Here is a 24,493-nt window from a genome sequence, read left to right on the forward strand (position 1 = left end):
TTTAATTTAATTAAACACCTTGAATCATGCGTCGTGCGCTAATAATTCCAGGTTGTTGCTCTAAACGAGCTAACAAACGTGAAAGTTGAGCCAAACCTTTCACCTCAATAAGCAACTTCATATTGGCAATACCATCTGCCTCAGAAATTGTATTCACCTGACGGATATTAATTTGGTCAGAGAAAATCACTTGAGTTAAGTCTTTGAGCAAACCACGACGATCGTAAGCTTCAACCACAATTTGAACACTTTGACCACGAGTTGGCTGCATTTCCCAATCGGCTTCAACAGCACGTTCTGGTTCTTGCTTGATCATGCGTTGATAATCAGAGCACAAGACTTTGTGAATACTTACACCACGATTCAATGTGATATAGCCAGCAATTGACTCCCCGTGAACCGGTTGGCAACACTGCGCAATATGTAACTCAACATTGTCTAAACCATCAATTAGGATGCCATGCGCAGACAAAGTATGACTGGCGCGCGGATTTAATGTTGGTTTAAGTACCAGCTCAGGCTCATCCTGATCCAGATGCATTTGACGATTAATCTGATTAATCAAGGCATGCAAGCTGATATCACCGCTGACCAGACTAACTAAAATATCATCCCCTGTTTTCACATTAAAATGTGATGAGTAGTCGTTCAGGTCGATACTCTTAGGGTGAATCGCCAATCGAGACAATTCTTTGTTTAATAACTCACGGCCAACTTCAAGGTTCTTGCTACGATCTTGCTGTCTGAACCAATGGCGTAGTTTGTCACGTGCACGAGCTGTCTTGATATACCCTAAAGAGTTCACCAACCAGTCGCGGTTAGGCTCACGGTCTTTCTTGGTTAAAATCTCGACCTGTTCACCAGTTTTTAGCGTATAGGTTAATGGTACATAGCGTTGGTTAACACGTGCCGCATAACACTTGTTTCCTACTTCTGTATGCACATGGTAAGCAAAGTCTAAAACCGTTGAACCACGTGGTAATTCTTTAATATCACCATCACGGCTGAAAACATAAATCTTTTCAAAACCTTCAAAGTCTTGAAGCTGATCAAAGCCTTCCGTCTCATCTTCGTTTTGGTGTACGGTGGTTTCATTACGTTCTTGGTAATGTTCCAAAACGGCACGAAGCGAATGTAAACGATGGTTAAAAGAATGGTCGGTATTCTTCGAGCCTTCTTTGTAGTTAAAGTGCGAACATACGCCTAATTCTGCTTCATCATGCATCTCATGAGTACGGATTTGTACCTCTAAAGATTTATTTTCAGCAATTACAGCAGTATGTAATGAGCGATAACCATTAGCTTTCGGGTTGGTAATATAGTCATCAAACTGGTGTGGAATATGGCGCCAGATTTGATGAACAATACCTAATGAGTGATAACACTCCGGCACGCTATTGACTAACACACGTAAGGCACGAATGTCATAAAGCTGATCGAAACTCAGGTTTTTACTTTTCATTTTTCGATAAATCGAATAAATGTGTTTTGCTCGACCTGTAATTTCCGCCTCAATACCGTAAGATGCCAATTCATTTTTTAAGCGGTCGATTACGAACTGAATATAGTGTTCGCGCTCAAGACGCTTTTCATTGAGTAATGAAGCAATCTCTTTATAACGGTCTGGTGCCAAATAACGAAAGGCTAAATCTTCTAGTTCCCACTTAAGCTGTGCAATACCCAAACGGTGCGCCAATGGCGAATAAATAGTTAGAATTTCACGCGCTACACGCTCTTGACGCTCACGTGAAGAGTTGGCCAACTCACGTAAAGAATAAGTACGCTCAGCTAACTTAATTAAAACAACACGGACATCTTCAGTCACTGAAATCAGCATTTTATAAATGCCGCTTAAATGTTCCCTCTGGTTGTTATTAAAATGGTCTTCTAGTCGTTTATTTTTTTCAATGAGTTCTGAAAGCTTACCCATTGCCAAAGTACCTTTGACAAGGTTATAGACTTGCTCACCAAACTTGCGCTTTACTTCTTCTATATCAGTAATGTCTTCACGAACACTACGATAAAGCATTGCAGCAGATAAAGTATCTTCATCTACATGTAAATGCGCCAGAATATCCGCCATTCCAACACCAGTAGCAAATGTATTGGAACGATGATTAACCGTTGAATCTAACTCTTTTTGCAGGGTTAAATGCGCAACCTCTTCGAGTTGTTTAAGCTCTGCCCCATCTAATATTTCACGAACCCGATCCAACCATGAGGCTAAACCGACTTGTGTTTCGGCGGCATGCTCTACAGTCGTTTCCTCTGACAACTCAGTTAGTTGTTCAGGTAACTGTTCACGTACTGTGACCATACCATTCTCCTGGATATGTAACTCATGTTTTTAATCGTTTATCTCTTGAATTTTTTCAAATAAAGCAATTGATTCAACATGTTCTGTGTGCGTAAACATGTCCATAACCGCTGCTTTTTTTAACTTGTATCCATGTTGAGCCAAAACACCCGCATCCCTTGCTAGTGTTGCTGGATTACATGATACATAAACGATTCTTTTTGCTCCAAAGTTTGGTACATACTGCATAATTTCATATGCACCAGCACGAGGAGGATCAATCAATAATGCATCAAATCCTTGATTTGCCCAAGAATGATGCGAAAAATCTTTTGTTAAATCTTGTGAAAAGAAGTTTACTTGCACCAGATTGTTGCACTTGGCATTATCCGTTGCTCGCTGCACCATTTCTTCACTTGCTTCCACACCAACAACTTGTCCATTTGCACCAACACATCGTGCAAGTGGAAGCGAAAAATTACCTAATCCGCAAAACAGATCCAGTACTCTTTCACCCTGCTGCAATTGAAGCAATTCACATGCCAATTGCACCATTTGTTCATTTACTGTGCCATTGACCTGCGTAAAATCCAATGGCGAAAAAGCAAAATTTACTTCAAATGCATTTAAAGCATAATGTAATCGCATAGCGCCTTGCTCTTCATCAATACGACGGAGACTTTCGGGACCTTTAGGTTGCAAATACAACTGCCAGCCTTTGTGTAACGCGAATTGTCTTAATTGGTTGACATCAGAATTGTTTAATTTTTCTACATGGCGAACCAATAAAGAAATTTCATCATCACCTTTTGCTAATTCTACATGACCAATATGCGCTTTGCCTTTTAGACTTTGGAGTAAAGTACGCAATTCTGGCAGGCTATCTGATAACTTTTTATCCAAAACACTACAGGTATGGATAGAAGTTAAACGATTACTATGATGCTCACGAAACCCTAAAATCAAACGGTCCTGTTTTGGCAAATAGCGCACACCAATACGCGCTCGACGGCGATAATCACTTTGTAAAGATCGAATTGGCTCTAACCACTGTTCAGGTTGAATACCCGCAAAGTGTTGTAAATGTGACTGGAGTACATTTTGCTTTAAGCGGATTTGCTCATCTGGATGAATGTGCTGCATGCTACAGCCGCCACAAATACCATAATGAGGACAAACAGCCTCTACGCGATTTGGCGAAGGTTCTGCTAAAAGCTCAATCATTTCAGCTTCTTCAAGGCGCTTAGCCTCATGCGTAATTTGAGCCTTTACTGTTTCTCCAGGCAACGCATAACGGATAAATACCTTTTTACCATGCTTATCTGCCGCATGATGCGGATGAGAACCATAGTGCGCAATTCCTCGCCCCTCATGAGAAAGAGTTTCAACCTGAAAAATATATTCAGGTTGCTGAGCTTTGCGAGATTTGGCTTGCTGTTTCAAAGAATGAACCTAAAAATCTAAAGGATTAAAATAGTGGGATGTAAAGTCGGTATGTTTCGACGTACGTTGCCACACTTCAAGAAAATCGGCCTGCTGAGGCATAGTCTGTAAATATTCAATACTAGAACTAATCCAATGATTATGTTCATCTACATTGATTTGACCTTTAAGTAACAACCAACGCAAATAAATAAACCAAGTATTGAGTACATCACCCTCACAATAACTGGTTAACTTTAACCATTGCTGAGCACGTACATATTCAGGAACATGATACCCCGATTCACCACGCTTACCTGGTAAACCTAAAATACAGGCAACCTCATCAAGTTTCTGGAAATTACGGCCATTAAACATTGCCATCACATCCATTAAATCAATATGACGGTGGTGATAACGGTTTTGGTAATTATTAAAACGCTTCTGGCTATCAAGCTCACCTTGATCGAACAACCCCGGTGCAGAAAGACCATGATACATGGCACGGAATAAGATAACCGGCAAATCAAATTGTGAGCCATTCCAACTCACCAAAGTGGGATGGCGCTTGTCAAAAATAGATAGAAATTTCTGTAAAATTTCAGCTTCTGAATAGTGCTCTCGACTAAAAGAAAACAGTCTAAAGCCCGATTCATCAATCCATAAACCAGAGATACAAACGATTTCATGCAATGGCAAACGCTGAAAATCCATACCTGATTCTTGGCGGCGGATTTTTGTGAGTGCCTGTTCAACATCTGCCTCTGGCAAATCAAGATGATATAAATGCGCTCCCGCTTTTAAATCAGTTAAAGTTTCAATGTCAAAAACTAAAGTTGGGAAACGCATTCTTTCTCTCAATTATGAGTTATCGTCCTGTACTGAGAACAAACCTGTAGACAAGTAGCGGTCGCCACGGTCACAGATAATGCAAACAATAACAGCTTCTGGATTTTCTTCTGCAATCTTAATTGATGCCCAAACTGCACCACCTGAAGATGTACCTGCACTGATACCTTCCATACGAGCCAATTTACGCATGGTTTTTTCCGCCTCAATTTGAGGAATATCAATAATTCGGTCTACACGACTGCTATCAAAAATTGTTGGTAAGTATTCTTTTGGCCAGCGGCGAATACCAGCAATACTTGAACCGTCTGCAGGTTGTAAGCCCACAATCTGAATGTCTGGATTTTGTTCTTTTAAATACTTAGAAACACCCATAATGGTACCGGTTGTACCCATTGAGCTTACAAAGTGAGTAATTTTACCACCCGTTTGCTTCCAGATTTCAGGACCTGTCGTCAGGTAATGAGCTTCAACATTATCAGGATTACCAAACTGGTTTAAAACATGACCTTTGCCGTCTTTTTCCATTTGCAAAGCTAAATCACGTGCGCCTTCCATACCTTGCTGTGGAGTCACTTCTATCAGCTCTGCGCCATAAGCTAACATCGCATCTTTGCGTTCTTGGCTCATGTTATTTGGCATGATAAGTTTCATTTTATAGCCGCGCATTGCCGCAACCATAGCCAAAGCAATACCTGTATTGCCGCTAGTCGCTTCAATTAACGTATCGCCCGGTTTAATTTGACCACGCTTTTCTGCCTGCATAATCATGTTATATGCAGGGCGATCTTTTACAGAACCTGCCGGATTATTACCTTCCAATTTTGCTAAAACCGTTGCCTGCGTGTGACAAGCCAAGCGCTGCAAACGGACTAGAGGTGTTTTACCTACATAGTGATCTAACAAAAATTCGTCGGCTAAAAAATCAGGTTGTGTATTACTCATGATCAACACCTAAATCGGGGTGGCACTATTGTATGAAAAAATGATCGGTACTGCACCCATTTCACTATGCTTTTTAATTAAAGTGATTAAAGCCCAGTCAGTTATAAAATGCCGTCTGTTTTAAAATAAAGCGTGATAATATGCCCTACAGAGAGATCAATCCGATGTAGCCATGTCTAATTTCAATAAAACCTTATCGAAACGCTTACGTCTGAATCATGCATATGGGCAATTGATTGCTCTTATTTTTGTGCCCATGATGATTTTAACTGGTGTTGGTGCTTTTCTGGTTTTAACTGAAACATCTTACTCTGCAAAACAACAGCAACTGCATCATGCCTCAGCTATTTTGGCGCGTTATAATCAAATCGCTAAAGATCTCTATACATTAGTAGAACTCAAACCTGATGAATATGACCATGCTCAACATATTATGCAAAGCATGTTCAGTGAAAAAAATCTCAAGCGTGCTGCTTTAATTGACAGTAATGGTCAGACTTACTTAAGTGTAGGCTATCGAGATAATCGTTATTGGCCTAACTTTACGCAAAACAATAGTTTTTTTGGCCCGATCTCTTATAACAATAACAATATTTATGGGGTTCGCATCAGCAATATCACAGGTAAAACCCCTGTCTGGCTAGTGATTGAAATGGATAATCAACCACTAGAATTAGCACGTTATCGTATTCTGATCGCTTTAGTTATTACGAGTTTAATGACGCTGCTCTTACTTTTGCTCTGTCTAAATTTCTTCTCTCGTCGCTGGGTTGCACCAATGTACGAAATTCGGATGCAACTACAGCGACTCAATGCAGACACATTAGATCAGCATATGGTCATTAACAGTACGGGTGAATTACGCTTACTCCAACGTGATATCGCAAGTGTGGTGAAAAGACTACATTTTAGTTTTTTAGAGCTTAAAGAACACACCGAACAAACCGAAGAAGATTTACGTAGAACATTAGATACCCTCGAAGTTCAAAACATTACTTACCGTCAAGCACGTGACCAAGCCATTTCATCAAATCAGGCAAAATCTGTTTTCCTTGCCAATATCAGTCATGAGCTTCGTACACCGCTTAATAGTATTGATGGCTTTATTCATTTACTACTTCGCCAACAAAATCTAAGTAATGAGCAAAATCTCTATTTACAGACTATTCGAAAATCTTCTGCCCATCTATTAGCATTAATTAACGATGTATTAGATTTCTCAAAAATTGATGCAGGTAAATTAGAGCTTGAGACAGCACCGTTTGATTTAGAAGAAGCAATTTTCGATGTGATGGATATGCTGTCTCCATTGGCTGCGCAAAAGCATATTGCCATGGCATTTTATTATGCAGACAACATTCCTCAAGAAGTCATTGGAGATGCTTTACGCTTTAAGCAAATCTTGACCAACCTAATTTCAAATGCAATCAAGTTCACTCCAGACGGCGAAATTATTGTTCGTGTACGTATGGAACATGACGACATTGGTCAATGTTTGCTGCATTTTAGTGTTCAAGACAGTGGTATTGGTTTAAGTGGTACTGATCGCAAAAAATTATTTGAGTCATTTTCACAAGGTGATGCATCTGTTACCCGTCAATTTGGTGGTACAGGCTTAGGCCTTGCAATTTCCAAACAACTGGTTCATCTCATGCATGGTCAAATTGGTTTTGAAGATAACCAAGAGCGTGCGCCAACAGAAAAAGGTTCAACATTCTGGTTTACTGCACAGTTTGCTGTAGATGAAGAGCATGAGATAGAACACCCTCACTTCGAACACTTACAAGTGGTGTCTTATTTAGCACACCCTGCAACGGCAAGTGTTTTACGGTACTATCTTGAAAATTACCAAGTTCCACACATTGAAACTCAATCAATTTTGGACTTGTTTAGCCGCCTAAAACACCTCGATCAGAAAGACAATACATGGCTTATTGTTGATCATAGTGGCGATACAGAAGCTCTGCTTAAAGAAATTCGTAGCCGCTATCAGGGCAACTTAGCAGTTTACGGCTATCAAATGACCCTTGAGCCAAACATGCTCACTGAATATCGTGCTCGCCCACTTTATCAACCATTAAGCCGTAGCGGACTCATTCAATTATTAAGTGACCAACCTATTTTTGAAGAGGAACAACAAGACTTTAATGGTCAGGGTTTACATATTTTAGCGGTCGATGACCATTTACCGAACTTAATTGTTTTAGAAGCATTGTTAGGTGAGTTAAATGTTAAAACCACTAAAGCCTTAAGTGGACAAGAAGCGCTGAATATCATCCAAGAACGCATTGACCAAAAACTCAAACCGTTTGATTTGGTGTTTATGGATATTCAAATGCCAGTTATGTCAGGCATTGATACTACTCGCGCGATCCGTTCACTAGAGTCAACGCTAGATGGAGAAATGCAGCTTCCAATTATTGCGTTAACAGCCCATGCCCTTGCTGATGAAAAACAAAAGCTTCTGAAAGTTGGTATGAATGACTATGTCACCAAACCAATTCAAATGGAGCAAATCATTCAGATTTTAACGCAATGGACTAAAAACAATTTCACTGCACAAGCTTTAGATAAAGATCACCATGTTGTTACCGAGGCACTCGACCCAGAAATATTAAACTGGCAACAAAGCCTACAATTGGCTGCAAATAAAGAAGATCTTGCTCAAGACTTATTGAAAATGTTGATAGACAGTTTCCCAACCGAGCTAGATGAAATGCAGCAACTCATTGAGCTTGAAGACTTTCCTCAACTCGAACATGTGTTGCACCGCCTCTATGGTGCAACTCGCTATGTAGGCACACCAAAGCTTCAACAAGTCACTGGTGACTTCGAGCAATTTGTTTCAACATTACGTAAAGAGCGCCGCAGAGCTGACGATGGCTTCATTGAAGAAGTCATGAGACGTTTCGATGAATTAGGTCTTGTTATTAAAGAAGTTGAAAGTGCGGCTCACCAAATTTTAGTTATACCGGACTAAACAAGAACCTGTAAAAAGGCATGACTGACCTGTCATGTTTCCAATTTCAAGCCATGTTATGCTCCGTTTATCGATAAAAAAATAAGCGGGAATTTCATGGCACTTTTACGTATTGAAAAAAATAATGGTATTGCAACAGTTTATCTAAACCGTCCTGATAAACGTAATGCCATGAGTTTTGCCCTCCTCAAAGAACTCGTTTCAACGGCTAAAGCCATACAAAAAGACCGAGATATCCGCTGTGTAATTTTGACTGGCGAAGCACAAGTATTTAGTGCTGGTATTGATTTATCTGACCTTAACAACCCTAAAAACTCTGCATTTGCGATTTGGGAGCTTGTAAAACCTGGACAAAGCCTTTTCCAAAAAGCCTTTCTGATTTGGCAAAACTTACCTGTACCTGTGATTGCTGCACTTGAAGGTTATTGCTTCGGAGCAGGAATGCAACTTGCACTGGCTGCCGATATTCGTATTGCCCACCCAGAGACAAAAATGTCGATTATGGAAAGTCGCTGGGGACTAGTACCTGACATGGGACTTACCCGCTCACTCAAAGGTTTGATAGGTGTTGACCTTGCCAAAGAACTCACCTTAACTGCCCGTGTGTTTGACGGAAACTATGCAAAAGATATTGGTCTTGTAACTCATCTAAGCGAGGACCCTTTAGAAAAAGCGAATGCAATTGCCTTAGAAATGCTACAACGTTCACCTGATGCATTGACTGCTGCAAAACGTGTATTAGATGCAATGGAGCACCAACCAGAAAAATCATTGCGTCTAGAAAAAATCTGGCAACTTAAATTATTACTTGGTAAAAATAGCAAACTTGCTCGTAAAAAAGACAAACATCCGGAAGTTAAATTTTTACCACGCCAATATAGATAAGAGCTTTGATTATGAATCTTGATCGTAATACTCCTATAGCTTTTTTAGGTATAGGACTTATGGGAAGCCGTATGGCTAGTCGCCTTATTCAAGCTGGTTTTCAAGTTGCTGTCTGGAACAGAACTGCATCTGCTTGTGAAGAACTTATCGATATTGGCGCACATGCTCTCGATCTTTCAAACATCGGACAATACCCTATAGTTTTAACTTGCCTAGCTGACGATAAAGCTGTGCAAGCCGTATTTGAGCAAATTCAGCCTCATTTAAAAGCAAATCAAGTTATTGTCGATTTCTCAAGCCTGTCTGTTGCTGCAACAAAAGCACTTGCTCAGGGTGCTGCTTCACAAGATGTGATATGGATTGACTCCCCTGTTTCAGGCGGTACAGCCGGGGCAGAACAAGGCACGCTAGTCATTTTTGCAGGTGGAGATGCTCAAACTATTGAAGCTTTGAGACCTGTTTACAATGTACTCTCTCAACGTGTAACACGTATGGGTGATACAGGTACGGGCCAAGCCACTAAAATTTGCAATCAGCTGATTGTGGCAGCAAATAGTGCTCTTATTGCCGAAGCTGTAGCACTAGCAGACCACGCAGGTGTAGACACGACATTACTCGCTCCCGCCCTAGCAGGTGGATTTGCTGACTCAAAGCCTTTTCAAATACTTGCACCACGCATGGCAACTCATACTTTCGAGCCTATTCAGTGGAAAGTTCAAACATTATCCAAAGATCTTAACAACGCGGTAACATTGGCTAACAATGTTAATTTAGACATACCTGTTGCACAAAAAGCTCTATTACAGCTACAAACTCACCAAAAAAATGGCTTTGCTGAGAAAGATTTAGCTACTATCATTCAACTAGTAGAGCAATAATAAACGGAGTTTGTGTATGGGTCGTCTTGCCGTTAACTTATCCATGATTTTTACCGAAGTTTCTTTAATTGAACGCTTTGCATTAGCCCATGCAGAGGGCTTTGAACATGTAGAAATCCAATTCCCATACGAACTTTCCATTTCCGATATTCAAGACCAACTTGAACGTTACAACCTAAGTTTATGTTTAATTAATGTTCCTGCTGGCGATCTTATGCAAGGCGGAAATGGTTTAGCAGGCATACCTGGCCAAGAAGCAGCATTCCGTGAAGCACTAGAGTTAGCTATTCGCTATGCCACTGCCTTAAAAGTACCTCGTGTTAATATTTTGGCAGGTAAGCAACCTCAAGATTCTGACTTACTTCCTTGCCTTAAAACACTTGCAAGCAACTTAAAGCTAGCTTGTGATTTACTTACAGAACACGACATTGAACCTGTATTTGAAATGATTAATGGCACAGATATGCCACGCTTTTTAGTACAGAACATTGCCCAAGCCCAAGAGATGCTTGAAGCAGTCAACCACCCTGCTTTAAAAATGCAATATGACTGTTATCACATGGCGATGATGGGTGAAGATGTACTTGAAGGGTTACAAGAAAATATTCACCAGATTGGCCATATTCAGTTTGCAGACTGTCCTGGACGCCATGAACCCGATACGGCTCAAATCCCTTATGAGCAAATTTTTTCATGGATTAAACAAAGCACGTATGACGGTTACATTGCAGCAGAATATAAACCTAAAAACGGGTCAAATCAGTCATTTACATGGAAAAAGAAATACTTTTCGGATGATGTAAATATATAAACTGTTACTAGTTTTGTTTGAAATTCTGAGTGAAAACCACTATATTAGATAGTGAGTAATTGTCAGGAAAATATACCCTATATGAATTTAGAACCATCGCCCAGCGTGTCTAATTCTCACGATTTCGCAATGAACACCTCAAATAAAGACGTACAAGCTTGTCTCAAAGTCGTCCATGACGCTTTAGTTGATGTAAAAGCAAAAGATATTCTACAGTTAGATGTTAGTTCTATTAGCAACGTTGCGGATGCTATTGTCATTGCGAGTGGTACATCTACTCGTCACGTCAAAGCACTTGCTGACAATGTTGCAGAAGAAGCTCGAAAAGCTGGTTTCCGCCCGATTGGCGTTGAAGGCGAACGAGATGCCGAATGGATCTTAATTGATCTTGGTTTTGTTGTAGTACACGTGATGCTACCAACTGCCCGCAAATTCTATGATTTAGAAAGCTTATGGCGTACTGCCCCAGAGTCAGTCGCATAAAATTTTGCTTTTAAAAAAGCGGCTCTTTTGAGCCGCTTTTTTAATATCATTTGGTTATTAGTTTTTTTAAATTTTCATATTCTTGTGGGTATATTTCTATGAGATTTAAAATATTCCCCATATTTTGAAACAAGATCCAATATATTTCCTTGTCCTCTTTTTTCCATAAAGGGCCATAGTATTGGTATTTAGCCAAATTCAGTACCATTTTAATAGAATCCCTCAACACATCCTTTTCATCATCTGTTTGACAATATTTCTCGATATGAATCAACCACTCCACTTTACCCCAAAAAGATAAGTTCTCAGAAAATTCTAATCTTTGTACAAAGCTAATTGGTGTTGTAGTTAGTAAATAAAGTTCGTCTACCTCTTTAAGCTCAGTACTCAACTTAGTAATTTTCTGAAGCAAATAAAATGGAAGCTTTAATTTTTTACGATAGAACAAATTAATTACTTCGCCCAATGAAATATACTTCATTCTAAGCGCTCTATATAAAATCATAAATAAAATAGACTTATCATTTAACTTATCTATATATAAATAAAAATCCTGTTTATTCCATTCTAAAATTATCATTTGTAATAAGCATTTTTTTACACTTGTATTCTCAAGCTGATTATTTTGAAATTGCATAAAATAGTTATTAAAATCAAAATTACGATTTTTCAATACAAAGATAGCAAAATCCACAATAGATAAGTACTTACTATTTAAAGCAAACAGCAAAATTTCATTATCTAATGCATCTAATTCCAACAAACGATTCAAAAGAACTTTTTTTACATCTACATATTTTGATTGTCGAAATTCCGACTTTAAAAAGTCTAGATTCTGCTTTACAGCAAACTTAATCCAATAGTACCTAATCCACTGATCATTTGCATTTTTAGCAATCTCAAGCAACTCTGATTCAATAATTAATTGGTTAGATTGGATATAATTAAATAAAGCTCTACTCAATTTCCCCTGTTTAGACAATAAAACCAATTTTACTTTATCTAAATTTTGATGAATTTTATCCATCAATATATCTTCAATCTCTCCTACAATTCGAATTCTTCCCTTAATTGCTTCAATGTCTAAAAAATAAGTGATACATAAATCCGCACAATCTGACCGTTCTGCCCACTCTAATAAATGACGAGCTGCGAGATGCCTATTAACTTGCACATAATCACTTAATTTACGTAGCAAATGTGGAAATAAAGATGGCTCGAAACATCCTGATAATTGTCGGAGTGCAGCTTCGCGCTGGTAACCATCCCAAAGATAAAGTTGATTAATTTTTACCCTAATCTCATCTATGTTCATTTTATTTGATTTATAAATTTTAAAGATCAATATATTAAACTTAATTCAATAAAATTAAAAAGTTAGATTTTAATATTTCCAGAAAATTATAGAATAATAGAGTTATCATTTTCTTATAAGCCTACCTTACGAGCTAGTCATCAATCTTACTTAAATTTGACATGACAAATTGTCAAAATTACAGCACTATAACCATTCTTAAAGTCTCATCAATAAATAGCATAACCGGAGCACTAAAAAGTGAAAATACTCATTACAGGCGCCAACACAGGTATTGGTTTTGCCACAGCCGAACAACTTGTAAAACAAGGACAACATGTGATTTTGGCATGCCGAAATCCTCAAAAAGCACAAGAGGCACAAAACAAACTACGCTCACTCAACCAAGGACAAGTTGATATCGTTTCTCTTGATCTGAATAGCCTTGAGCTAACGCGAAAAGCTGCTGATGAAATTACAGATAAATATGGCAGCCTTGATGTGCTTATTAATAATGCCGGGCTATTTGCAAAAACAAAACAGCTCACCGCAGATGGTTTTGAGCAACAATTTGGCGTTAATTATTTAGGTCATTTCCTACTTACTCAAAAGTTACTTCCGGCTTTAAAACAGTCACCTAAAGCACGCATTGTTCATCTTGCCTCTATTGCTCACTGGGTTGGCTCAATTAAACCTAATAAATTTCGTGCAGAAGGTTTTTACAACCCCCTGTTCTATTATGGACAATCCAAGCTTGCAAACTTACTGTTCAGCAACGCATTAGCTGAACGACTAGCAGACAGTTCAATTACCAATAATGCACTACACCCTGGTGGTGTTGCCTCCGATATTTATCGCGACTTACCAAAACCAGTTTATGCAGCCATGAAAGTAGGTTTAGTTCCAACATCAGTTCCTGCAAAGCTCATAACAGAAATGGCGATTGGAGAATCATGGCAAAACCGCAATGGCGAATATGTCAGCGCGCATATGCCTGACTGGAAATCGTCACATGCCAAAAACCAGCAACTGGCACGCGACCTCTACCAACAATCAATGGACTTAGTAGAAAAGTTTCTTTAAATCCCAAAAAGCAAAAAACCACCCGAAGGTGGTTTTTTATTTCAAAGCAACTTAGTGGCCTGTACCGTTAATTGCTTTAGTCATATCTTCAACAACTTTCTTAGCATCACCAAAGATCATCATAGTTTTTTCGTTATAGAACAAGTCATTATCAAGACCTGCATAACCGGTCGCCATAGAGCGCTTAATCACCATGATTGTACGTGCTTTATGTGCTTCAAGAATCGGCATACCATAAATTGGTGAACCTGGGTCATCTTTTGCAGCAGGGTTCACAACGTCGTTTGCACCAATAACAAGTACTACGTCAGTTGCCGGGAAGTCAGAGTTAATCTCATCCATTTCCAAGATATCTTCATAGGCTACGTCTGCTTCAGCAAGCAATACGTTCATATGACCAGGCATACGACCTGCAACTGGGTGAATAGCGAAACGAACACGAACACCTTGCTCTTTTAGAATTTCACACAGCTCTTTCACAGCATTTTGTGCACGACCTTGCGCCATACCATAACCCGGTACAATCACAACACTGTCTGCATTTGACATCAAGAAGCCAGCATCATCAGCAGAACCTGAACGGTAGTTACGTTGAACTTGTTCACCTTTAGCCGCTGTAGAAACTGCCGCACCACCCATTGCACCACCAAACAATACGTTGATGATTGAACGGTTCATTGCTTTACACATGATGTATGACAGAATCGCACCAGATGAACCTACAAGCGAACCCGCAACAATCAACATGTTATTTTCAAGGGTAAAACCAATACCTGCCGCTGCCCAACCAGAGAACGAGTTAAGAAGCGATACCACCACAGGCATGTCACCACCACCTACCGGTGCAATCCATACCCAGCCAAATGCAAGTGCAAGTGCTGTCATTGCCCAGAAAGCAGTCATATTACCAGTTGTGAAGAAGTAGAAACCACAAGCCAACATCGCAACAAAGATAAGCGCTTGAACAGGTTTAACCCATGCACCAGAAATTGTTTTAGCCCATTTTTTCGCAGCCAATTTACCGTAAGCAAATACAGATGCTGTGAAGGTAATCGCACCAACGAAACAGCCCACAAACAATTCAAATAAATGAACTTTACTCATGTGCGCATGTTGCACGCCAGCCGCTGTTAATGCCGCCTCGTTTTGAGCAAACAATGCTGTAAGCTGGTTGTTATGCAAAATTGCAGCAACTGCAATTAAAACTGCAGCCAAACCTACTAATGAGTGCATAAGTGCAACAGTTTCAGGCATTTGAGTCATTGGTACAGTACGTGCACGGGCAATACCCACAATCGCGCCAAGCACCATTGCACCGCCAATCATCCAAATAACTGGGTTGTTGGCAACAAAGAAGGTTGTTACAACTGCAATCGCCATTGCGATCATACCGTAACGGTTACCTTGAATTGCTGTTTTAGGACCAGATAGACCGCGAAGCGTCAAGATAAAGAGAATTGCGCCTACAAGGTACAACCAGTTTGCATTTGCTTGAATAAATTCCATGTCAAAGCCCTCTTATTTCTTTTGCTTAGGCTTGAACATTTCCAACATGCGTGCAGTTACTGCGAAGCCGCCGAAAATATTAATGCTTGCCAAAAATACCGCAATCGCACCAAGTACGCTTACAACATTCACACTTTGAAATGCAACATTTGCATCTACACCAAGTACAGGCAGCCCGACTGTTTGCAACATCGCACCAACAACAATAATTGATGACAATGCGTTAGTTACCGCCATAAGTGGCGTATGTAAAGCTGGTGTAACACCCCAAACTACGTAATAACCTACGAAGATGGCAAGGACGAAAATTGTAATAGTTTCAACCATGAGAAATCTCCTTAACCACGCTTAAGCAGCACTTGACCGCCATGAGTGACCAATAGGGCTTTTTGGATTTCGTCTTCTTGATTAATCGCAAAGTTTTTCTCTTTGTCGAATAAAGTCTCTACGAAATTGAAAACGTTACGTGCATATAATGCAGAAGCTTCTGTCGCAACAGTGGCTGGAATATTTGGAATACCCAAAATTTTCACGCCATTTTCAGTCACAACAGTTTCGCCAACTTTAGAACCTTCAACGTTACCACCCGTTTCAACTGCCATATCTAAAATGACAGAGCCCGGCTTCATTTTGGCAACAGTTTCAGCTTTAATCAGACGCGGCGCATCACGACCCGGCAACAATGCTGTTGTAATCACGATATCGGCATTCGACACAGCTTTATCCACAATCGCAGCTTGGTCTTTGATGTATTGCTCACCCGGCATCCAGCCATAACCATTTTTTGCTGCATCTGCTGCACGTTGCTGTTCTTCTTCAGACATTGGTACGTCTAACCACTTACCACCTAAAGACTCAACTTGATCTTTAGCTGTTGGACGTAAATCTGTTGCTTCAACAACAGCACCCAAACGTTTTGCTGTAGCAATCGCTTGAAGGCCCGCAACCCCAACACCCATAATCACAACACGTGCTGGCTTTACAGTACCAGCAGCAGTCATCAGCATTGGGAACATGCGTTGATATTCGGCAGCCGCAAGCAAAACTGATTTATAACCAGCCAAGTTTGCCTGAGAAGACAACACATCCATGTTTTGTGCACGAGAAAGCGTACGAGGAAGCAATTCCAGAGCAAAAGCAGACACTTGCTGATTCGCAAACTGATCTAGCTCGGTATTACGATAAGGATCAAACATTGCTACAACAGCTGTATTTGCTGCAAGTTTTTGAATTTCCCCGCCTTGTGGCGCACGAACTTTCAAAATAATTTGACTACCCGTATAGGCATCATCCGTAATGGTTGCACCGACCTGTTCATAAGCACTGTCAATGTACGCAGCCTTTACACCAGCACCACGTTCAATCACAACGCTATGACCAGCGCTAATCAACTTCTTTACTGTCTCTGGCGTAGCAGCTACACGATTTTCACCGACGACAGTTTCGGTTGGGATTCCGATCTGCATGAGCGTTCCTCAAGCTAATTTCTCATTGTCAAAAACATTGCAACCCGCAATGTTTCCCCCATGTGTATTCTTTGTACAGAATTTGGATTCTAATTGAACTTTTTGAAAATACCACCCACTATTTATTTAATAAATACCCATATTTTGAACTGATGATTCACGATATTTGACTTGAGGTGTAATATAGGAAGATTTTTCTTTTTTTTGCAGACAATAGTCTCTCTTATACAGTCCTGTATATGAAAATTTCTTTATCTTCGTTTCAAATTGGGTCTTTTTTCGCGCTTTGTTCTGCTTTTCTATTCAGCACAAAAGCAATCTTTATTAAACAAACTTATGCCCTTTCTCCATTAGTAGACGGTACAGTCCTGATGGCTTTACGTATGCTAAGCGCCTTACCGTTCTTTCTATTAATTTGCTGGTTCAATAGGCATCATAATCAGGGCATAAAAAAGAAGGATTGGCTAATTTTAATTTTTGCCGGTCTATTAGGCTACTACTTTGCCAGCTGGCTTGATTTCATGGGCCTTATGTTTATTAGTGCTTCTTTAGAGCGAATTATCTTATTTTTATATCCAACACTTACCGTGATTGCATCAAGCCTGCTCTACAAACAAAAATTAGATATAAAAAGTTTAATCGCCATTTTTCTTAGTTATGGTGGAACTGTGCTAGTGATGCTCCAAGAACACAACAACGCACCAATTCAGGGCAATTTCTGGCTAGGAACAAGTTTTGTATTTGCAAGTGCTGTAGCATTTGCCGGTTATTTACTCCTAACCCCACCATTAATTAAAAAATTTGGTTCTTGGAATTTCACAGGTTTAGCGTTAACTGTGGCCTGTATTGGGGCATTAACACATTATGCACTAAGTACTCCTCACCCTATTCAATTAATATTACAACTCCCCTCAAGTGTAATTTGGTATGGAATCGGCTTAGGCTTTTTAGTCACTGTCTTACCTGATGTGTGCTGAAAAAACAGGAGGTTTTAACTTGGTAAACTAAACACACTCATCAGGAGTTTACCATGAGCAAGAAACACAAGACTTACACCACAGAATTTAAAGCTGAAGCCATCAAATTAATTGAAGCCAATCAAGGCAATGTCTCGGAAACAGCTAGACAACTTAGCATTTCAATGCAAACTCTTTCAAATTGGAATACCAAAGCAAAGGCTGGAACTTTAGCAGGTACAAAACAGTATTCACCTGATCTAAACGCTCTACTCGAAGAAAATAAAAAACTCAAACAACAGCTCAAAATAGCTGAAATGGAACGTGAATTTTTAAAAAAGGCAGCAGCGTACTTTGCCAAAGAAAGTCAGTAAGGTACGCCTATATGAAACAAAAAAGATATTCTTTTCCAATTACCTTAATGGCTCGATTACTTCATGTTTCAGTTTCATGTTTTTATGATTGGCTCAAGAGAGGCGTGAGCAAAAGAACGATTCAACGAAATCAACAGACGATATTGGTGAAAATAGCCCATGAGGAGACAAGGCAGAGCTATGGTTATATTCGATTAACCAAATACTTACAAGCTCAGGGTATAAAAATGAGTATGTACGCTGTACGTCAGATAAAAGCGCTGAACCACCTGTATTGTAAGCGACACAAGCGTTTTAAAAGGACTACGAATAGTGACCATAATCGAGCGATCTATGAAAACCTGCTGGAGCAACAATTCTCAATGACTAGACCAAATCAAGCATGGTCAAGTGATATTACGTACATATGGACTGTTGAAGGATGGCTGTATTTAGCAGCGGTAAAAGACCTTTACACGAAGCAAGTGGTTGGCTATAGCTTAAATGAGCGCATGACAACACAGCTTGTTTGTAATGCGCTAAATATGGCTATTCACAATCAAAAACCAACCAAAGAACTGATTGTGCATTCAGACAGAGGAAGTCAATATTGCAGCCATGAATATCGAAATATACTTGAGCAATATGGTTTTCAAGGTTCAATGAGCAAGCGCGGAGACTGTTACGATAATGCACCGATTGAAAGCTTTTGGGGAATACTGAAAAATGAGTTAGTGCATCATTACAACTATCAAACCAGAGAAGAAGCCAAAGCAGATATTATAAAATACATTGAGTTATTTTATAATCATCGAAGAATTCAAAAGGGTTTGGGTTTTAAGACACCAAATCAAATGGCCGAAGACTTTTATAAATTGGCTGCCTAGAATCTCCCAAGGGAAAGTCTCCTGATAATTCAGCGTATATCAATGTAGTCACAAACCTGCTTCATAAACGACTAATCATTAAAAGTGGTATTAGATTAAATATTTATTGGGATATTTTTAGAGAATATATATTAACAGAGAGTATTCCTATTATTTCTCTTCGCTATTTACCATCAAATGATTTTCTTGCTATCTGGAATGTAGCGCAACATTTAACAGGCACTCCAATTTCCATTCCCGAATTGGAAATTAAAACGAATTTATCTGATGGTACTATTCAAAATATTGGTACAGACTTACTGACATTTGGCATTGCAGTAAGGGAGAATAGCCAATATTCATTGTCAGAGGAAATATTAGCTACAGGGAATTCCATGGAAAGTATTCTCTCATTAATGAGAGAAAAATTTAAAAAACATATTATTACTTTAAGTTTAAAGGACTTACCTAACGGTACAAATATTACTTTGGCTTTCTTTATAGACTTAATGAAAAGTATTTACTCTAACAATGATTATGCAGATAAAACATGGAGATACTATGCTATCAGAATGTGTAAATGGCTAGAAATTACGGGCTTTTTATCTCGGTCAATTGAAACATACACATGGTTTTATAAAGATATAGGTTCTGTAAAAACATCTGTCAGTAACGTTAGACGCCAGCAATCTTCTTTTTTCATACCAAGAAATAGTCCTCAATTAACTATAAATATTTATAATGAACTTAAGGGTAAGAAAATTTCTGAATACAAAAATGGTAGTAGTAATGCCAAAGCTGTGGAAATTTTCAAGAGATATAATTTAGTTGATGATGATAATAAAATTAGAGATGTTGAAGATATCGAATCTTATCTTTACGATGCGATTTCAAATGAGTTAAGTATCCAAGAAACCATATTAATAAAGAAACTGTATTCAGGAACTAAAAAATTAACTGCATCATTCGTTGGGCAGCTCCTGAGGGATAAGCATGATATTAAGTGGGCTGAAGGTACTGTGGAGTATGCAGGTAAAAAGCTAAACAGTTGGGCTAGCTGGTATGAAAATTTCGATTTATAAATTTTGGATACCAATTACCTTCAAGCCCTCCCACCTAACAGAACTCAAACCTTTGATAATCTAGTTTTCATCGATTAGGTATTTAACAATGAGTAAATGAGATGTTTTCTGGGGAGTAAGTAATTTATCTCCCCCTTCAACTATTTAATCTATGGCTAAATAGACAACTATTTCATCGACTACTGCTCTGGCAGTTCTAGAAACCCCAATTAATGTTGCCGATGTCATGCCTGTCCATTCACCATAACCAACTAGCCAGATGGTCTGCAAAATACAATCCATTAAATAAGCTAGTTAAATTTGAAAAACTGCTGTAAACAGTTCATTTTAGATTAAGAATTTAGCAATAATATTAAATAAGCCAATATACGTATCAGTAAGTTTGAGAGACAAATGTGATCACTAACTTTTTATTCAGGCTAACTTCTTCAGTACACCACATTTTTCCACTGTACATAACCCATCACAAGTCTTTCTTATTTCTAATAGCTGCTGTATGAGTTTCTGCTGATTCCGAATATTTTCCTCTACATCGTTAATATGTGAATCGATAAGCTCATTCACATCAGAACAATTTAGATTAGGTAGATCCTTATAATTTAGTAATTTTTTGATTTCAATTAAGTTCATATTCAAAGAACGACAATTCACAATGAATTTCAACCGATCAATGTAATCTTCAGTATATAGTCTATAGTTACCTTGAGTTCGATCAGGTTGCGGGATTAGACCTTCTTTTTCATAAAACCGTATTGTCAGTACTGAGCACGACGTTTTTTCAGAGAGCTCTCCTATCTTCATAAACATTAGAAATACTCAAAATCCAACTTGACTCTATAGTAGCTATAGAGATTTTAATATGCAATAAGTAAAGATATGACTATGGGCACATCAATGAGTGGTTGCGGTTGTAATAAAGAAAATTCTTGTGAAGACACTAAGCAAAATCAAAATGAATCAGAAAAAAATTCTGGTAACAGTAAAGATTTAACTGCTGAAGAAAGTAAAAGTTCTTGTTGTGGTAATGAATTACCACAACAATCTAAGCCAGATGAAAAAGATCCTTGTGCTAGTACTCAGCCATGTTCTACGCAGTCAAACTCATGTTGTACCCCAGATTCGATAAGTTCACCTGAGACAGTTAATGATAATGAGGATGTAGCGACTTTCATCAGTGACTATAAAATCCCTAAAATGGATTGTTCCGCAGAGGAACAAATGGTTCGGATGACTTTATCTTCTTTGGTAAATGTTAAGAGGCTAGTTTTTGATTTGCCGAATCGAAACCTAAAAGTTATGCATAATGGTAAAAGTAATGAAATCACTGCAAAACTTGAAGCTCTTGGGTTTGGAGCAAAATTAAATAAAACTGAAGCCTATGTAAATAAAGAGCATGCAAAAGAAATCAGTACGTTTCTGATTCCGAAAATGGATTGCTCTGCTGAGGAGCAAATGGTTCGTATGGCATTGTCTCCAGTAAATGAGATCAAAGGACTAACATTTGATTTACCTAATCGGAAATTGAAAGTTTTTCATAATGATGGTCTTAATGAAATTACTAGCAAACTTGAAGCACTTGGTTTTGGAGCCAAACTTGAAAGTACCGCCACCTCTGTGGGTGAAATGCCTGAAAAAGCAGATACGTCTGAACAAGCAAAAGTTTTAAAAATTCTTTTAGCTATTAATGCTGCACTTTTCGTTATTGAATTTATTAGTGGACTAATTGCTGCATCTACAGGGTTAATCGCAGACTCTCTTGATATGTTTGCAGATGCTGCTGTTTATGGGATTGCACTTTATGCTGTAGGTAAAGCTGCAAAGTATCAAGTTAAAGCCGCGCATTTTGCGGGTTGGATTCAATTATTTCTCGCAATAACTGTAATTGTCGATGTAATTAGACGTTTTGTATTAGGTAGTGAGCCTGAATCTTTATTAATGATTGTAATCGGCTTTTTTGCACTAATTGCGAATGTTGCCTGTCTTTATCTAATCTCTGGACATAAAGATGGTGGAGCACATATGAAAGCAAGTTGGATTTTCTCAGCTAATGATGTGATTGTGAATCTAGGTGTAATTATTGCTGGCTTCCTTGTGGCTTTGACAGGTTCCGCATATCCAGATCTTGTTATAGGAATAATTGTTTCGCTTTTCGTACTTAACGGTGCTCGAAAAATTTTGGCATTGAAATAAGAGTATTAAAAATGAATTTATTCCAAGTTAAACCAAACAACTTTGTCAAAATTGTTGACCTAAAAAAAGGTAACCAATATTTAGATAAAAATGATCCAGTTCTCGAACGACTTGAATTGTTAGGTTTCAGAATTGGTGAAACTTTACAAGTTCTAGCTAAGGGACTTTTCGGTGGTGATCCAGTATTGGTTCAAATTGAAACTTCTCGATTTGCGTTAAGAAAGAATGAAGCTGAACGAATTTTTGTAGAGATTGTTTCAAATGAACAGTAAAAATATTGCACTTATTGGTAACCCAAATTGTGGGAAAACATCTCTCTTTAATACTTTAACAGGTACTCGTCAAAAAGTAGCTAATTATGCTGGTGTTACTGTTGAGCGGAAAGAAGGTTTCTTTAAACTACCTTCTGGTGAATCAGTTCGGGTTTTAGATTTGCCCGGCACATACAGCTTAAAGCCTACGAGTCTAGATGAAGAGGTAACAAGGGCTGTATGCTTAGGTGAGCTTGAGGGTGAGGTCCTACCTGATATATATGTATGTGTGGTTGATGCCACTAATTTACATTTACATTTAAGTCTTGTGCTTGAAATAAGGGCATTGAATCGACCAATGCTTCTTGTTTTAAATATGATGGATGAGGTCAAAAAGCGTGGTATTTCGATAGATATTAATAAGCTATCAGAATTGTTGGGTATCCCTGTTATTGAGGCTGTTGCCGTTAAAACTAAAGGCGTGCAAGAACTACTAAATCAATTAGATCAAAAAAATCTATTTGTCACTCCTTATCATTCTGATCTGAATCATTTTGATCAGATTAAAAATATTACTAAACAGGTAATTTTAAAAAATGATAATGGTGATGCAAGAACAGCTTTCTTGGATAAAATTTTCTTACATCCTGTACTTGGTTTAGTCATCCTAACGCTTACCATGTTTGTCATGTTCCAAGCCGTTTTTATCTGGGCACAACCTTTTATCTCATTAATTGAAAATGCAATTGCTTGGTTAGGTAATACAATTGGCCCGCTTATTACTCATCCATTACTTAGAAGTCTTATTGTTGATGGGGTAATCGCTGGATCGGGTAGTGTTTTGGCTTATATGCCGCAGATCCTTATCTTATTCTTCTTTATTTTAATTCTAGAAGAATCAGGTTATTTGCCACGAGCAGCATTCCTTTTGGATAAATTAATGTCCAAAGCTGGTTTAAGTGGACGTTCCTTTATTCCACTATTGTCTAGTTTTGCCTGTGCTATCCCTGGTGTCATGGCAACACGAAGCATTAGTTCGGAAAGAGATCGCCTAGCAACCATTATGATTGCACCATTAATGACTTGTTCTGCAAGATTACCTGTTTATGCTTTGCTGATTGCGGCATTCATTCCAAACAAATTAGTTTATGGTTGGTTAAGTCTACAAGGTTTAGTTCTTTTTGGACTATATATGGCTGGCATTGTTTCAGCATTATGTGTTTCTTTATTTTTGAAACTAGTTAGAAAAGATAAGACAGAAAGTATTTTTATCTTTGAGTTGCCTACTTACCGATTACCAGATATTCGAAACGTTGCATTAGGACTTTATGATCGAGCTACGATCTTTTTAAAAAGGGTTGGTGGCATTATCGTAGCATTATCTATATTGCTTTGGGTGTTGGTTACGTTCCCTCAACCACCTGAGCATGCCACAATGCCTGCTATCAACTATAGTTTAGCTGGACAACTTGGACACATTATTCAGCCTATATTTGCACCTATCGGCTTTACTTGGGAAATCTGTATTGCATTAATTCCTGCTATGGCTGCAAGGGAAGTTGTCATTGCTGCTTTAGGTGTAATTTATGCTATGTCTGGAGATGAAGATACTGTAACTCAAACATTGTTGAGTCAAATCTCTGGTCCTGATGGCTGGGGGCTAGCTACAGGGATGTCATTATTAGTTTGGTACATTTTCGCACCACATTGTCTTGCAACATTAGCGACCATTCGTCGTGAAACTGGTAGCTGGAAACAGCCTGTTATTATGGCGACTTACTTATTTGGGCTTGCGTATTTCTTTGCCTTCATTACATATCAGCTTATTAGTAGACTTTAATCAAAATAAGAATGTTTCATAAAGAAAAATGGATGCCTTTGCATCCATTTTTCTTTT

At 38.6% G+C, this 24,493-nt stretch carries 20 protein-coding genes and 2 pseudogenes; 12 read left to right on the forward strand and 10 right to left on the reverse strand.

The features are described 5' to 3' along the window. Positions 1-10: 10 nt before the first annotated feature. Genes HMPREF0014_RS22335 through cysM form a run of 4 tightly spaced genes read right to left on the reverse strand, consistent with a single transcriptional unit; the run spans position 11 to position 5,512 of the window. Positions 11-2,317, reverse strand: coding sequence for a bifunctional (p)ppGpp synthetase/guanosine-3',5'-bis(diphosphate) 3'-pyrophosphohydrolase (locus tag HMPREF0014_RS22335; RefSeq protein WP_002054537.1), 2,307 nt, complete (start codon positions 2,315-2,317; stop codon positions 11-13). Positions 2,318-2,347: 30 nt separating this feature from the next. After that, positions 2,348-3,739: a 23S rRNA (uracil(1939)-C(5))-methyltransferase RlmD gene (rlmD, locus tag HMPREF0014_RS22340; RefSeq protein WP_006581370.1), complete on the reverse strand. Its 1,392-nt coding sequence runs from the start codon at positions 3,737-3,739 to the stop codon at positions 2,348-2,350. A gap of 9 nt (positions 3,740-3,748) precedes the next feature. Further along, positions 3,749-4,567: a 3'-5' exonuclease gene (locus HMPREF0014_RS22345; RefSeq protein ID WP_004710576.1), complete on the reverse strand. Its 819-nt coding sequence runs from the start codon at positions 4,565-4,567 to the stop codon at positions 3,749-3,751. 12 nt (positions 4,568-4,579) lie between these two features. Further along, complete coding sequence (gene cysM / locus HMPREF0014_RS22350; protein WP_002054567.1) at positions 4,580-5,512, reverse strand: cysteine synthase CysM; 933 nt, start codon at positions 5,510-5,512, stop codon at positions 4,580-4,582. Positions 5,513-5,684: 172 nt separating this feature from the next. Between cysM and HMPREF0014_RS22355 the strand changes: the two genes are divergently transcribed. From HMPREF0014_RS22355 to rsfS, 5 genes are all read left to right on the forward strand, one after another. Then, positions 5,685-8,492, forward strand: a complete 2,808-nt coding sequence (locus HMPREF0014_RS22355; RefSeq protein ID WP_006581372.1) for an ATP-binding protein — start codon at positions 5,685-5,687, stop codon at positions 8,490-8,492. Positions 8,493-8,588: 96 nt separating this feature from the next. Further along, positions 8,589-9,377, forward strand: coding sequence for a crotonase/enoyl-CoA hydratase family protein (locus HMPREF0014_RS22360; RefSeq protein ID WP_006581373.1), 789 nt, complete (start codon positions 8,589-8,591; stop codon positions 9,375-9,377). Positions 9,378-9,388: 11 nt separating this feature from the next. After that, the gene (locus HMPREF0014_RS22365; RefSeq protein ID WP_006581374.1) at positions 9,389-10,255 is read left to right on the forward strand and encodes an NAD(P)-dependent oxidoreductase; all 867 of its coding nucleotides are present in this window, start codon (positions 9,389-9,391) and stop codon (positions 10,253-10,255) included. A 16-nt stretch (positions 10,256-10,271) separates the two neighbouring features. Beyond that, positions 10,272-11,066 (forward strand): TIM barrel protein, encoded by a 795-nt coding sequence (locus tag HMPREF0014_RS22370; RefSeq protein ID WP_004710585.1) that lies wholly within the window; start codon positions 10,272-10,274, stop codon positions 11,064-11,066. A gap of 81 nt (positions 11,067-11,147) precedes the next feature. Then, the gene (gene rsfS / locus HMPREF0014_RS22375) at positions 11,148-11,549 is read left to right on the forward strand and encodes a ribosome silencing factor (RefSeq protein ID WP_001047580.1); all 402 of its coding nucleotides are present in this window, start codon (positions 11,148-11,150) and stop codon (positions 11,547-11,549) included. Positions 11,550-11,595: 46 nt separating this feature from the next. On the opposite strand, the gene HMPREF0014_RS22380 is transcribed toward rsfS, so the two are convergent. Then, entirely contained in the window at positions 11,596-12,864 is a 1,269-nt protein-coding gene (locus tag HMPREF0014_RS22380) for a hypothetical protein (RefSeq protein WP_006581376.1), read from the reverse strand. Between the two features lie 240 nt (positions 12,865-13,104). Between HMPREF0014_RS22380 and HMPREF0014_RS22385 the strand changes: the two genes are divergently transcribed. Beyond that, a complete protein-coding gene (locus tag HMPREF0014_RS22385; protein WP_006581377.1) occupies positions 13,105-13,926 on the forward strand; it encodes an SDR family NAD(P)-dependent oxidoreductase in 822 nt (273 codons plus the stop codon). 51 nt (positions 13,927-13,977) lie between these two features. Here the strand turns inward: HMPREF0014_RS22385 and HMPREF0014_RS22390 are convergent, their stop codons facing one another. Genes HMPREF0014_RS22390 through HMPREF0014_RS22400 form a run of 3 tightly spaced genes read right to left on the reverse strand, consistent with a single transcriptional unit; the run spans position 13,978 to position 16,898 of the window. Continuing rightward, positions 13,978-15,432 (reverse strand): NAD(P)(+) transhydrogenase (Re/Si-specific) subunit beta, encoded by a 1,455-nt coding sequence (locus HMPREF0014_RS22390; protein ID WP_000394402.1) that lies wholly within the window; start codon positions 15,430-15,432, stop codon positions 13,978-13,980. Positions 15,433-15,444: 12 nt separating this feature from the next. After that, positions 15,445-15,759 carry a proton-translocating transhydrogenase family protein gene (locus HMPREF0014_RS22395; protein WP_000230434.1) on the reverse strand — a complete coding sequence of 105 codons (315 nt, stop codon included), beginning with the start codon at positions 15,757-15,759 and terminating at the stop codon, positions 15,445-15,447. A gap of 11 nt (positions 15,760-15,770) precedes the next feature. Then, positions 15,771-16,898 carry a Re/Si-specific NAD(P)(+) transhydrogenase subunit alpha gene (locus HMPREF0014_RS22400; protein ID WP_004883185.1) on the reverse strand — a complete coding sequence of 376 codons (1,128 nt, stop codon included), beginning with the start codon at positions 16,896-16,898 and terminating at the stop codon, positions 15,771-15,773. A 239-nt stretch (positions 16,899-17,137) separates the two neighbouring features. Here HMPREF0014_RS22400 and HMPREF0014_RS22405 point away from each other — a divergent pair. The 3 genes and pseudogenes from HMPREF0014_RS22405 to HMPREF0014_RS0206610 all read left to right on the forward strand — a co-directional run. Beyond that, positions 17,138-17,863 (forward strand): annotated as a pseudogene (locus HMPREF0014_RS22405) (EamA family transporter); the annotation flags it as partial. 65 nt (positions 17,864-17,928) lie between these two features. Next, positions 17,929-19,094 (forward strand): IS3-like element ISAba22 family transposase gene (locus HMPREF0014_RS22415; protein ID WP_085940844.1). Its coding sequence is split into 2 segments (ribosomal slippage): positions 17,929-18,187 and positions 18,187-19,094, totalling 1,167 coding nucleotides; the frame shifts between segments, so codons are not numbered across the junction. Positions 19,095-19,336: 242 nt separating this feature from the next. Further along, the gene (locus tag HMPREF0014_RS0206610) at positions 19,337-20,155 is read left to right on the forward strand and encodes a restriction endonuclease (protein ID WP_227501437.1); all 819 of its coding nucleotides are present in this window, start codon (positions 19,337-19,339) and stop codon (positions 20,153-20,155) included. A 144-nt stretch (positions 20,156-20,299) separates the two neighbouring features. On the opposite strand, the pseudogene HMPREF0014_RS25670 reads toward HMPREF0014_RS0206610, so the two are convergent. Together HMPREF0014_RS25670 and cadR are read right to left on the reverse strand one after the other, a co-directional pair. Continuing rightward, a pseudogene (locus HMPREF0014_RS25670) lies at positions 20,300-20,416 on the reverse strand (FAD-dependent pyridine nucleotide-disulfide oxidoreductase); the annotation flags it as partial. Between the two features lie 153 nt (positions 20,417-20,569). Next, a complete protein-coding gene (cadR, locus tag HMPREF0014_RS22420) occupies positions 20,570-20,962 on the reverse strand; it encodes a Cd(II)/Pb(II)-responsive transcriptional regulator (RefSeq protein ID WP_000480875.1) in 393 nt (130 codons plus the stop codon). Between the two features lie 75 nt (positions 20,963-21,037). On the opposite strand from cadR, the gene HMPREF0014_RS22425 reads away from it, so the two are divergent. From HMPREF0014_RS22425 to HMPREF0014_RS22435, 3 genes are read left to right on the forward strand one after another with little or no spacing between them, the layout of a single operon-like run. Then, entirely contained in the window at positions 21,038-22,345 is a 1,308-nt protein-coding gene (locus HMPREF0014_RS22425; protein WP_016805982.1) for a cation diffusion facilitator family transporter, read from the forward strand. A gap of 11 nt (positions 22,346-22,356) precedes the next feature. Next, the gene (locus HMPREF0014_RS22430) at positions 22,357-22,617 is read left to right on the forward strand and encodes a FeoA family protein (RefSeq protein WP_006581705.1); all 261 of its coding nucleotides are present in this window, start codon (positions 22,357-22,359) and stop codon (positions 22,615-22,617) included. Next, positions 22,607-24,436 carry a ferrous iron transporter B gene (locus HMPREF0014_RS22435; protein WP_001086233.1) on the forward strand — a complete coding sequence of 610 codons (1,830 nt, stop codon included), beginning with the start codon at positions 22,607-22,609 and terminating at the stop codon, positions 24,434-24,436. Before HMPREF0014_RS22430 ends, HMPREF0014_RS22435 begins: the two co-directional genes overlap by 11 nt. The last annotated feature ends 57 nt before the right edge of the window (positions 24,437-24,493 follow it).

Source organism: Acinetobacter sp. RUH 2624 (assembly GCF_000162375.2).
GTDB classification, from domain to species: domain Bacteria; phylum Pseudomonadota; class Gammaproteobacteria; order Pseudomonadales; family Moraxellaceae; genus Acinetobacter; species Acinetobacter nosocomialis.